Origin of the sequence: Amycolatopsis sp. SID8362, from assembly GCF_010550475.1 — a bacterium.
GTDB lineage: Bacteria > Actinomycetota > Actinomycetes > Mycobacteriales > Pseudonocardiaceae > Amycolatopsis > Amycolatopsis eburnea.
In genome coordinates this window covers 1-11,179 of the sequence record NZ_JAAGNB010001828.1, presented here as the reverse complement: position 1 = coordinate 11,179, position 11,179 = coordinate 1, and the positions used below count along the sequence as shown (strand labels likewise).

Below are 11,179 nucleotides of genomic sequence, written 5' to 3'. Positions count from 1 at the left end.
CTCGTCACCACCGAGCGAGCGGGCGCGGCGGTGCGGGCGGGCGTCGCGGGGCGCGCGGTGACCGGTTTGCCGGCGCCGTACTGCTCCAGCAGCGGCTCCAGGTCGCCTGCCGTGAGTGCCGGGCCCGCGAGGTCGCACCACTCGAGCCAGGCCTCCTGGGCCTCCTCGACGGTGTGCTTTTCGTGCGACAGCGTGACCGCCTCGAAGAGCTGCCGGGGCCCGGCCGCGGTGACGTCGGCCGAGCCGACCACCACGAACGACGGGTCGTCCTCCGCGATCACCAGCTTGGCGTTCAGCCCGCGCAGCGAGTGCACGATCACGCCCGCCTTGACCCAGTGCAGCAGCGCGTGCGGGCTCGTCGCGCCGGACAGCACAGTGTCCAGGCTCGCGTCCGTGATCAGCGTGTCACCGGGTTCCAGCGGCAGCAGCGCGGCCGCGCCGGGACCGACGTGGCCGAAGGCCGCCACCAGGTTCCGGCGAGGCGCGAGCAGTGGGGTGATCGAGCCCCAGATGTCGCGGCCCGTGAGAAGTCGTACCGAACGTTCTGCCAGACCCAGCCGACCGAGCTCCGCGTCCATGACCCTGACCTTACTTGGTGCCCCCTACGGCATTGACGGGCGGAATATCTCTTGCTTGGAAGTAGTTGAACGCGCATGTAAGATGGTGCTCGCGAAGGGAGCAGGTCATGCAGTTCGGAATCTTCACGGTGGGCGACGTCACGACCGATCCCACGAACGGCAGCACGCCGACGGAACACGAGCGGATCAAGGCGATGGTCCGGATCGCGCTCAAGGCGGAGGAGGTCGGGCTCGACGTCTTCGCGACGGGCGAGCACCACAACCCGCCGTTCGTGCCGTCGTCGCCCACGACGATGCTGGGCCACATCGCGGCGCAGACGTCCAAGCTGATCCTCTCGACGTCGACGACGCTGATCACCACGAACGACCCGGTGAAGATCGCCGAGGACTTCGCGATGCTGCAGCACCTCGCCGACGGCCGCGTCGACCTGATGATGGGCCGCGGCAACACCGGCCCGGTCTACCCGTGGTTCGGCCAGGACATCCGCCAGGGCATCCCGCTGGCCATCGAGAACTACGCGCTGCTGCGCAAGCTCTGGCGCGAGGACGTCGTCGACTGGCAGGGCAAGTTCCGCACACCGCTGCAGGGCTTCACCTCGACGCCGCGCCCGCTCGACGGCGTCCCGCCGTTCGTCTGGCACGGTTCGATCCGCAGCCCGGAGATCGCCGAGCAGGCCGCCTACTACGGCGACGGCTTCTTCGCCAACCACATCTTCTGGCCGAAGGAGCACTTCCAGCAGCTGATCGCCTTCTACCGGCAGCGCTTCGAGCACTACGGCCACGGCCAGGCCGACCAGGCCATCGTCGGCCTCGGCGGCCAGGCGTTCATCCGCCCGAAGTCCCAGGACGCGTGGAACGAGTTCCGGCCGTACTTCGACAACGCGCCGGTGTACGGGCACGGCCCGTCACTGGAGGAGTTCACCGACCAGACGCCGCTGACTGTCGGCAGCCCGCAGGAGGTCATCGACAAGACGCTGACCTTCCGTGAGCACTTCGGCGACTACCAGCGCCAGCTGTTCCTGATGGACCACGCCGGCCTGCCACTGAAGACCGTCCTGGAGCAGCTCGACCTGCTCGGTGAGCACGTCGTTCCGGTGCTGCGCAAGGAACTGGACGCGCTGCGCCCGGCCCACGTCCCGGACGCGCCGACCCACGAGTCCCTGAAGGCCGCGGCGCTGGTCGGGAGCCAGGCATGAAGCTCGCGGTGGTGACGGCGGGGCTGTCGGTGCCCTCGTCGACCCGGTTGCTGGCCGACCGGCTGGCCGCGGCGACCGTCGCCGCGGCCGGCGAGCCGGTCTCCGTGCCCGTCGTCGAGCTGCGGGACATCGCGCTCGACATCACGAAGAACCTGCTCACCGGATTCCCGAGCCCGGAGCTGCGCGCGGCGATCGACGCGGTGACCGGCGCGGACGCGCTGATCGCGGTGACCCCGGTGTTCACGGCGGGCTACAGCGGCCTGTTCAAGTCGTTCTTCGACGTGCTCGACGCGGATTCGCTGGTGGGCAAGCCGGTGCTGCTCGGTGCGACCGGTGGTACCGAGCGGCACTCGCTGGTGCTCGACTACCAGCTGCGTCCGCTGTTCGGGTATCTGAAGGCGGACCCGGTCGCGACGGGCGTGTACGCGGCTTCGTCCGACTGGGGCGGTGGTGAAGGCGCGCTGCAGCGGCGGATCGAGAAGGCCGGCGCGGAGCTGGCTGCGCTGGCGGCCGGGCGGCCGACGGTGAGTGCCGAGCCGGAGTTCGTGCCGTTCGACCAATTGCTGGCGGGGATGGGGGAGTAGGTCCGGTCAGCGCGTGGGTGTGGGCCCGGAGCCTGGTGGCTGCGGGCCTTTTCCCGTGTTCGGTTGTCCATCGCGGTGAAGGGCGGCGGCCGGTGGAGGTTGGCGCGACCGAGCCGTCGATGGCTGCGCGGGCCCTTTGCCGTGGCTCAAGCGGCGGCCGAGGGTGGGTGCGTCGCGGCGTCGTGGCGTCGGCGATCTGGTGCCGGGTAGGGCAGTTGCGTCGCGGGCGGTGGCGGCTGAGGGAGGTGCCGGCGTGATCGCTCGGGTACCGCGTGGCTGCGGCCGGTCGTGAACAGGCGGCGGAGGCGGCCCGGGGGCGGGACTGAGGGCTCGGTGCTCTTGGCCGTGGTGGCCAGGGCGACGGGGATGTTGTGGGGCTCGGTGGCGGGGGTGGTGTCGTCGGCGTCCGGTGTGGACTCGGTGGTGGCGGAATCCTCCGTGTAGTCCGGGAGTAGCACCTGAACGCGATCGCCGTACTGCATCGGCAGGTCCGGGGAGTCGAGGGCGAGGTCGATCGCGTCGGAGAAGGCGTCGCCGTAGTGCTCCTCCCGCGTGCGGGACTCCTTGCCCTCTTCGGCGCGGCGCTCGGCCAGGGCGTCGAACAGGGCGCTGGCGCGGTTGCCGGTCTCGTCGTCGAAGCGGCCGGACAGCTCCCAGACGCCGGTTCGCTTGCGGCGCAACGAAAGCTTGCGGTGCGGGGTGGCGGGCTCGGGGGTGGACGGCTCGGCGTCGCCGGTGTCCGGGGTGGCCAGGTCGGCCGCGAGGCGGGAACCCAGCGCCGCGACTTTCCTGTGCCCAGCTTCGGACATGGCGGACAGCAGCAGCTGCTGCTCGGTGTCTTCGCGGTGCTCGGGCGGAACTTTCGCCAGGACCTTGACGATCGAGTCGATCATCGGCGTGCTCAACCGTCCGGCCGACGCCACGATTGCGGTGGCGGGCGCCAAAGGCTCGCCGTCCGGGGAATTCGTTGCGCGGGCGCGCCTCATGACCGCTTCGGCGGTGGCTTTCGGTACGTCGGCCAGGTGTGCGTACAACTGGGCCGCCGACTGGTAGCCGAACGTTTCCGGTGCGCCGCGTGACTCGATTTCCACCAGCAGCGCACCGATTTCCGCCTCGGCGGTTCTGACGACGGCGAGCAGCGAGCCGATGCGGTCGGTCAAGGCCGCCGCATCGGCTTGCTGAAGATCGTTGCTGTCCACGTGATCGAGGTTACCGATCTTTCGAACAGTCGTTCATCACACGAAGAGGTGAAGTCAGCGGTGGTGCACCCGGTAACGCAGGTGGGTGACGCCCTCGCCGGCCACGACCTCCACGCGTTCCAGTTCGGCCTTCGTCGCGCCGAGGTCTTCGAAGTAGCGCACGCCCTCGCCGAGGAACACCGGCACCAGGTCGATCCGCAGTTCGTCCAGCAGGCCCAGGTTCAGGCACTGGCGGGCGATACTCGGTCCGGAGACGCCGACGTTGCCGTCGCCGGCCGCCTTCGCGCGCTCGATCGCGGTGTCGACGTCGCCGACGAACGTGAACGGCGCCAGGTTCTCCGCGGACCAGTCCGGGGGTGGCGGGCGGTGCGTCACCACGAACGCCGTCCCGCCGCCGGGCGGGTGCCCGCCCCAGCCGTGGGTGTAGTCGAAAACTCGGCGGCCGCAGACGAAAGCGCTGTGGCGCGCCGATTCCAGCTGTGCTCGCAGGTAGCCCGCGCTCGACGGCGCGACGCGGAACGTGATCGGGTAGCCCACCATAGGCACGTCGACGTCGCCCGCGGTGTACCAGTCGAAGAGCGGCCCGACGCTGTCGTCGGGCCGCGCCACGAAGCCGTCGAGCGACATGCAGAAGCTCGCGACGACCGGCATGTCAGCCCTCCTTCTCCAGCACCTCGTCGAGCCGCTCGTACGACTGCTCGATGCCGTTGTTCATGCCGCTGTCCACTGCCGCGTCGCGGGCCTCGACCGACGGGTACACCGAGCGGCTTTCGATCCGGGTGCGGCCGCCGAGGTCGATCAGCGTCATCGACTCCAGGCAGACCTCGCCGGGGGCGCCCTCGAACTCGAAGGTCTGGATGATCCGGTCGGCGCTCACGGTGTGGAAGACGCCGCGGAAGCGGTACTCGCCGCGGTGGTCGCGGTGGACGTAGTGGTAGCCGCCGCCCGAGCGGGCGTCGAACTCGAGCAGCTCCATCTCCATGCCGCGCGGGCCGAGCCAGCGGACGACGAGCTCCGGGTCGGTGTGGGCGCGCAGGACCTTGTCCGGCGACGCCGCGAACTCGCGGGTGATCTCGATGAACGGGGTGCCGGGCTGCGCGGTGATCGTGGTGCTCATTTCTCTTCCTCCAGGGTTTCCAGGACGGCGTCCAGCCGCCGGTAGGTGCGTTCGGTCGCCAGTCGATAGGTGTCGATCCAGCCGGTCAGCGCTTCGAGGGCGGCCGGGACGAGGTGGCACGGCCGTCGCTGGCCGTCGCGGCTGCGCGTGATCAGCCCGGCTTGCTCCAGTACCTGGATGTGCCGCGAGATCGCCTGCTTGGTGATCTCGAAGGGCTCGGCCAGCTCGTTCACCGTCGCCTCGCCGCGGGAGAGCCGGGCGACGATGGCCCGCCGCACCGGGTCGCCGAGCGCGGTGAACGCCCGGTCCAGTCCCTCCTCGTCAAGCGCCATCTTTATCAACCAATCTGTTTATCAACCGATGAGTTGACTATGGCACGGTGAGGTCGCGGCCGTCAAGGAGGTGCCGAAAGTAGGGGGTCACCGACGTCGTCCGGCAGCGGTGGCGGACCCGTGAAATCCCTAGCTTTAGCCCCATGACCAGGCTTTTCCTCGTGCTCGCGGCTCTGCTGTTCGCCACCGCGACTCCGGCGGCAGCCGCCGCTGCGCCCCCCGACGTCGACGGCTACGTCCGCGCCTACCTCGACCACACCGGCCTGCCCGGTGCCTCGGTCACCGTCACCCGCGGCGGCGACGTCGTCCGCGCCGCGGGCTACGGCCACGACGCCGCGGGTGTGCCGGTCACCGCGGCGAGCCGGCTGCCGATCGCGTCGGTGAGCAAGTCCATGACGGCATTCGCGGTGCTCCAGCTCGTCGAAGCCGGCCGCGTCGCGCTCGACGAGCCGGTCACGCGCTACCTCCCGGACTTCCGGCTCGCGGACGCGCGGGGCGCGCGGATCACCGTCCGGATGCTGCTCGACCAGACGTCCGGGATGGCCGACTCCGCGTTCCCCGACCTGAAGCTGGCGCAGCCGCGCACCCTCGCCGAAGCGGTGACCCGGCTGCGTGAGGCGCCGCTGGCGAGCGAACCGGGAGCCGAGTTCCACTACCACAACCCGAACTACGAGGTGGCCGCCCGGATCGTCGAGGTGGTGGCCGGGCAGCCGTTCGCGGACTACCTGCGCACCCGGCTGTTCGGGCCGCTCGGAATGATGGCGAGCACCACCGTGGACACGCCGCCGGCCGGGACCGAGGGGTACGTCCGGGCGTTCGGGATCGAGGTCCCGGTGTCCGAACCGGACTGGTTCACCGGCGGCAGCCACGGCGTCCTGAGCACCGCCGGGGACCTGGCGAAATGGCTGATCGCCCAGCGCGACGGTGGTGGCGTCCTCTCGCCGGCTTCGGCCGCGCTCGCGCACACCCCGGCGCCCGGCCGCGACTACGCGCTGGGCTGGCGCGTCCGGGACGGGCGGGTGTCGCACACCGGCGACTGGTTCTCCCACACCGCGGCGCAGGTGCTGCTGCCGAGCGGCTACGGCGTCGCCGTCGTGGCGAACACCGGCATGGCGCTGGACAACGAGGCCGAGCTGCTGGCCCAGGGCCTCGCGGACCTGCTCGAAGGCCACGCGCCCGAGGTCTCGCTGCCCGCCGGCGTCATCGCCGACTGGGTGCTCGGCGGGCTGGCGCTCGTCGCCGCCGGGCTGGCCGTCCTGGGAGTGCGGCGAGCCCGGCGGAAGCCGCGGTGGTGGCGCGTCGTGCCGCCGTTGCTGCCGCTCGGCGTGCTCGCGTTCCTGCCGCAGCTGCTGGGTGTGGTGTTCGCCGGACGGCAGGGGACCTTCGGTCAGGTGCTCTACGTCTGGCCCGGCCTGATGGTCGCGCTCGGACTGGTCGCGCTCGCGGGCTTTGCGGTGGCCGTCGCGCGGGTATCCGCCCTCGTGAGTGGCACACGAGCCCGCGACCAGGAAGAATCGGGCGAAACGAGGGGAGCGCACCGGTGGGCATCGGCAAACAGGCCAAGCGCGTCCTGATCGCCTCGGCGGGCGCGGTCCTGCTGGTGGTCGGGGTGCTGCTGCTCGTCCTGCCCGGGCCGGGGCTGCTCCTCGTGCTCGCCGGGCTGCTGCTGCTCGCCTCGGAGTTCCCGGTGCTCGAGCGGTACGTCGACCCGGTCCGCGACCGCGCGATGAAGGCGGCCGAGGACAGCGTGTCCTCGCCGCTGCGGATCGCCGGGTCGGTGCTGGCCGGGCTGGCGCTGCTGGCCGCGGGGATCGTCTGGGGCACCGTGAAGTCGCTGCCGTTCAGCGGCTGGAGCACCGGGTCGAGCCTGATCCTGTCGTCGGCGATCCTGTTCGCGCTGCTGATCTGGAGCTACCGCCGGGTGAAGGCGCGCCGCGCGGAACCGGCCGCCCGCCGGGACTGACCGGTACCGTCGGGGAGCATGAGCGCCGGATTCCAGCGCGCCCGCCGTCCCGAGCAGATCGAGGCGCGCCGCACCGCGATCCTCGCCGCCGCCCGGGAGATGCTCGGGCAGCGGCCGGTGGCCGAGATCAGCCTGCGCGAGCTGAGCTGCCACGTCGGGCTCGCGAAGTCCAACGTGCTCCGCTACTTCGACAGCCGGGAGGCGATCTTCCTCGAAGTCCTCGACGGCTCGTGGTCGGCGTGGCTGGACGAGCTGGCGTTCGCGGACCTGCCGGTCGCGCTCTTCGAACGCGAGAACCAGGTTGCCGGGACGATCGCGTCGACGCTCGCGGAACGCCGGCTGCTGTGCGAGCTGATAAGCGCGATGGCCCCGGTGCTGGAACGCAACATCTCCCTGGATTTCGCCCGCGGCTTCAAGCACCGCGCGGCCGCGAACCTCGAACGACTGGCGTCGCTGGTCCGCGCCGGGGTCCCGGAGCTGTCGGCGGACGCGGCCCGGGTGTTCGCGCGGGCCGTCGTGGTCGTGGTGTCGGGGGCGTGGCCCTACGCGAACCCGACGGAGGCGGTGGCACTCGCGACGGCCGAGGCCGGGGGCGCGCCGGGGTTCGAGGCCGTGGTGGCGGAGAACCTCACGAACCTGCTGGCCGGTCTCGTCGCGCGAGGGCGGTGATGTCCGCGTTCTCCAGGATCGGCTTCTCGTACCCCGACGCCACCGCCAGCATCGCGAGCCCGATGTCCTCGGTCGTCGTCACCGCGCGCGGGAACAGCCGCTTGAGCGCCGGGTACAGCGGCATCGCGACGCGGTAGAGCACCCGGTACAGCGGGGTCTTCGACGTGATGCCGTGCAGCGGCTGGATGTAGCCGGGACGGAAGGCGAACGTCCGCAGCGGCAGCCGCGCCAGCGCGTTCTCCGTCGCCCCCTTCACCCGGGCCCAGCGCACCCGGCCGCGCTCGGTGCTGTCGGTGCCCGCGCCCGAGACGTACACGAAAGTGGTGTCCGCCGGCAGCTTCCGGGCCACCGACAGGGTGAGCTGGTACGTGATCCGCTCGTACTCCTCCGGTGCCACGCCCACCGACGACACCCCGAGGCAGAAGAAGCAGGTGTCGTACCCGGTGATCGGCTCGAGGGCGAACAGGTCCTGCTCGACGACCTCGCGCAGCTTCGGGTGGCTGGTGCCGGCCGGGGACCGGCCGATCGCCAGCACCGCCTCGACGCGTTCGTCGCGCAGGCATTCCCGCAGCACGCCTCGGCCGACCATGCCGGTCGCGCCGAACAGGACGACCCTCATGCGCTCGTCACCGGCAGCAGTCCCCTCTCGGCGAAGACCTTCTTGGCCGTGAAGGTCGCGTTCAGCGCCTTCGGGAATCCACAGTAGACCGCCGAGTGCAGGAGCGCCTCGACGATCTCCGCGGGCGTGAGCCCGACGTTGAGCGACGCGTTGACGTGCACTTCCAGCTGCGGCTCGCAGCCCCCGAGGGCGGTGAGCATGCCGAGCGTCACGAGCTGGCGGTCGCGCGGTTCGAGGCCCGGCCGCGCGTAGATCTCCCCGAAGCCCCACGACACCACGGCTTCCGCCAGCGCGGGGGAGACGTCGGCGAGGTTGTCGAGCACGCGCTGCCCGCTCTCGCCGTCGATGGCGGTCAGGGTCTTCAGGCCGAGTTCGAAGCGCTCGTCGGTCATGGCGGGTTCCTTTCCCCAGTACGTCGTTGCGAGGACGACGCTAGGGCCTGGAGCGCGCTCCAGGTCAAACGTGACGGCCACCACTGCGGGTGGCCGTCACGCCCGGACTTACTTGCCGCTCGAGTACAACGCGCTCACGTCCGCGTCGGACAGGGCGCGGTCGTACACGTGGACCTGGTCGACGGCGCCGTTGAGGTAGTCGACCGGGTTGCCGCCGTACTTGCCGCGGCCGATCACCGTGTGGCCCGTCGACGCGTCGCCGAGGCAGACGCTCTTCGTGGCCGCCAGCTGGCCGTCGACGTACAGCTTCAGCGTGCCCGCGGCCGCGTCGCGGACGCCGACCACGTGGTACCAGCGGTTCGCCTCCGGGGCCGTGGGCGCCAGGGCCCGCGTGCCGACGAAGCTCATCGCCAGCCGGTGGTCCTGACCGGAGTACTGCAGGAAGAACGCGCTGTTGCTCGGGCCGTCCTGGCTGACGATCGTCTGGAAGCCGTCACCCACGGCGTTGAACTTCACCCACGCCGCCGCGCTGTAGCTGCCTTCGGTGTTCACCAGCGCGGCACCCGTGTCGGCGTACTGGCCCGACCCGTTGACCGCCAGCGCCGAGCCGGTCTTGCCCGCCGTCCAGGACGCGCCGCCGACGAGCGTGGCGTCGTGGTCGCCGACGACGTCCTCGGCCACCGTGCCCGCGTTCTCGTCGAACGGGTACGCCGCGATGCCATCGATGCCCGGCGTGCCCTGCGGAACCGAAGGCCCCGACACGGGAGCGCCGGTAGCGCCCTTGATGACCGCGAGGTTCGCCGCGCGGACCGCCGCGAAGTCCATCTTCTTCACCTGCCGGTCGTAGGTGAAGAAGCCGTTGACCTCCTTCTCGACGTCGGTGGTTTGCGTGTAGACGCCGGCGGAGACGCCGCACCGCTGGGCGACCAGCAGCAGGCGCTGCTGGAGTTCGCCGTAGCGCCGGGTCAGCGTCGCGCTGTCGGGCTCCATCTCGTAGGCGAAGCTGCCCGCGGCGTCGAACTCGTGACCGGCGACCTTGAGGCCGAGGCCGCCGTACTCGCCGTCGACCGCCGCGCGCGTTCCGGTCTGGATCGGCGTTCCGGGACCGGTGTAGGTGTGGTCGTCGTAGATGTCACCGCGACCGCTGTCCGGTTCGGACCGGCAGCAGTTGACGCCGGACTCGGCGTTCACCAGCCGGGTCGGGTCCCAGGACTTGACCTCGTCGGCGATCCGGCCGACTTCGTAGTCGCCCCAGCCCTCGTTGAACGGTACCCACGTGACGATCGACGGGAAGCTGCGGTGCTGGTCGATCATCCGCTTCATCTCGGACTCGTAGTTGACGCGCGAAGCCGCCGAGGGCTCGACGTCGTCCTTCATCGCCGGCATGTCCTGCCAGACCATGAGCCCGAGCTTGTCGGCGTAGTAGTACCAGCGGTCCGGCTCGACCTTGATGTGCTTGCGCACCATGTTGAAGCCGAGCGCCTTCTCCTGCTCCAGGTCGAACTTGAGCGCCGCGTCGGTCGGCGCGGTGTAGATGCCGTCCGGCCAGAAGCCCTGGTCGAGCGGGCCGACCTGCATGACGAACTTGCCGTTGAGCAGCATCCGCTGCTTGCCGTCGGCGGTCTTGCCGACGCTGATCGACCGGATGCCGAAGTACGAACCGACCTCGTCGCCGCCCGAGAGCTTCACGCGCAGGTCGTAGAGGAACGGGTCGTCCGGCGACCACAGGTGCGGCCGGTCCACCTTGAGCCTCAACGGCGTGTTCGCGTCACCGGACACGCGCCCGACCGGGCGGCCGTGGTCGTAGGCGACGGCCTCGACGCGCTGCTTGACCGGGCCGCCGACCACGGCGTTGACCGTGACCGAACCGGAAGCGAGGTCCGGCGTGACGTCGAGCCGGTCGATGCGCGCGGCCGCCACCGGCTCCAGCCAGACGGTCTGCCAGATGCCGGACGACGGCGTGTAGAAGATGCCGTCGCCGGGGGAGCGCTGCTTGCCGATCGGCTGCCCGCCCTGGTCGTTCGGGTCGGCGACACCGACGACGACCTCCTGGGACGTCGCGGTGGTCAGCGCGTCGGTGACGTCGACGGACCAGGCGTCGTAGCCGCCGGTGTGGCGGCCGACCGTCTTGCCGTTGACGATCACCGTGGCGTCGTAGTCGACGGCCTGGAAGTGCAGCAGGAGCCGCTGGCCGCCCTTGCCGACCTGCCAGGTCTTCGGGACCTCGAACGTGCGGCGGTACCACATGTTCGTCTCGTGGCGCATGATCCCGGACAGCGCGGACTCGACCGGGTACGGCACGAGGATGCGCTCGCCGAGCGTCTTGCCGACGGGCGCGGCCTCACCCGGCGTCGCCTTGGCGAACTCCCACACGCCGTTGAGGTTCTGCCACTTGTCGCGGGTCAGCTGGGGCCGCGGGTAGTCGGGCAGCGCGTTGGTGGGGGAAACGTCCTTCGTCCACGGCGTGGACAGCGGCGGGGTGAGCCGTTGCCACTGCGGCGCGTCGGCCGCGGCGGCGGCCGGCACGGTG

The 11,179-nt window shown here is 70.8% G+C and carries 12 protein-coding genes and 1 pseudogene; 5 read left to right on the top strand and 8 right to left on the bottom strand.

What is annotated here, in order from left to right:
• Positions 1-578: pseudogene (locus G3I65_RS55735) on the bottom strand (hypothetical protein); the annotation flags it as partial.
• 107 nt (positions 579-685) lie between these two features.
• Between G3I65_RS55735 and G3I65_RS55730 the strand changes: the two are divergent.
• Together G3I65_RS55730 and G3I65_RS55725 are read left to right on the top strand one after the other, a co-directional pair.
• Positions 686-1,774 (top strand): LLM class flavin-dependent oxidoreductase, encoded by a 1,089-nt coding sequence (locus G3I65_RS55730; RefSeq protein WP_160704690.1) that lies wholly within the window; start codon positions 686-688, stop codon positions 1,772-1,774.
• The gene (locus G3I65_RS55725; protein ID WP_160704689.1) at positions 1,771-2,358 is read left to right on the top strand and encodes an FMN reductase; all 588 of its coding nucleotides are present in this window, start codon (positions 1,771-1,773) and stop codon (positions 2,356-2,358) included. The genes G3I65_RS55730 and G3I65_RS55725 overlap by 4 nt, the downstream gene beginning before the upstream one ends.
• A gap of 146 nt (positions 2,359-2,504) precedes the next feature.
• Here the strand turns inward: G3I65_RS55725 and G3I65_RS58565 are convergent, their stop codons facing one another.
• Genes G3I65_RS58565 through G3I65_RS55705 form a run of 4 tightly spaced genes read right to left on the bottom strand, consistent with a single transcriptional unit; the run spans position 2,505 to position 5,006 of the window.
• Entirely contained in the window at positions 2,505-3,557 is a 1,053-nt protein-coding gene (locus G3I65_RS58565; RefSeq protein WP_160704688.1) for a DUF222 domain-containing protein, read from the bottom strand.
• A gap of 54 nt (positions 3,558-3,611) precedes the next feature.
• Entirely contained in the window at positions 3,612-4,208 is a 597-nt protein-coding gene (locus tag G3I65_RS55715) for a dihydrofolate reductase family protein (protein WP_160704686.1), read from the bottom strand.
• Position 4,209: 1 nt separating this feature from the next.
• On the bottom strand, positions 4,210-4,674 hold the full coding sequence (locus G3I65_RS55710; RefSeq protein WP_160704684.1) for an SRPBCC family protein: 465 nt from the start codon (positions 4,672-4,674) through the stop codon (positions 4,210-4,212).
• Complete coding sequence (locus G3I65_RS55705; protein WP_160704682.1) at positions 4,671-5,006, bottom strand: helix-turn-helix transcriptional regulator; 336 nt, start codon at positions 5,004-5,006, stop codon at positions 4,671-4,673. The genes G3I65_RS55710 and G3I65_RS55705 overlap by 4 nt, the downstream gene beginning before the upstream one ends.
• Positions 5,007-5,149: 143 nt before the next feature.
• Here G3I65_RS55705 and G3I65_RS55700 point away from each other — a divergent pair, with 143 nt between their 5' ends.
• The 3 genes from G3I65_RS55700 to G3I65_RS55690 are packed head-to-tail and all read left to right on the top strand — an operon-like array spanning position 5,150 to position 7,638.
• Positions 5,150-6,580, top strand: a complete 1,431-nt coding sequence (locus G3I65_RS55700) for a serine hydrolase (protein WP_166641823.1) — start codon at positions 5,150-5,152, stop codon at positions 6,578-6,580.
• Positions 6,547-6,969 carry a PGPGW domain-containing protein gene (locus G3I65_RS55695; protein WP_160704680.1) on the top strand — a complete coding sequence of 141 codons (423 nt, stop codon included), beginning with the start codon at positions 6,547-6,549 and terminating at the stop codon, positions 6,967-6,969. Before G3I65_RS55700 ends, G3I65_RS55695 begins: the two co-directional genes overlap by 34 nt.
• An 18-nt stretch (positions 6,970-6,987) precedes the next feature.
• Positions 6,988-7,638 carry a TetR/AcrR family transcriptional regulator gene (locus G3I65_RS55690; RefSeq protein WP_160704678.1) on the top strand — a complete coding sequence of 217 codons (651 nt, stop codon included), beginning with the start codon at positions 6,988-6,990 and terminating at the stop codon, positions 7,636-7,638.
• Here G3I65_RS55690 and G3I65_RS55685 read toward each other — a convergent pair.
• From G3I65_RS55685 to G3I65_RS55675, 3 genes are all read right to left on the bottom strand, one after another.
• Positions 7,598-8,257: an epimerase gene (locus G3I65_RS55685; RefSeq protein WP_160704677.1), complete on the bottom strand. Its 660-nt coding sequence runs from the start codon at positions 8,255-8,257 to the stop codon at positions 7,598-7,600. The genes G3I65_RS55690 and G3I65_RS55685 overlap by 41 nt on opposite strands.
• Positions 8,254-8,649: a carboxymuconolactone decarboxylase family protein gene (locus G3I65_RS55680; RefSeq protein ID WP_125311570.1), complete on the bottom strand. Its 396-nt coding sequence runs from the start codon at positions 8,647-8,649 to the stop codon at positions 8,254-8,256. The genes G3I65_RS55685 and G3I65_RS55680 overlap by 4 nt, the downstream gene beginning before the upstream one ends.
• Positions 8,650-8,757: 108 nt before the next feature.
• Positions 8,758-11,179: LamG-like jellyroll fold domain-containing protein (locus tag G3I65_RS55675; protein ID WP_160704675.1), on the bottom strand; the 2,422-nt coding region annotated here is incomplete at its 5' end.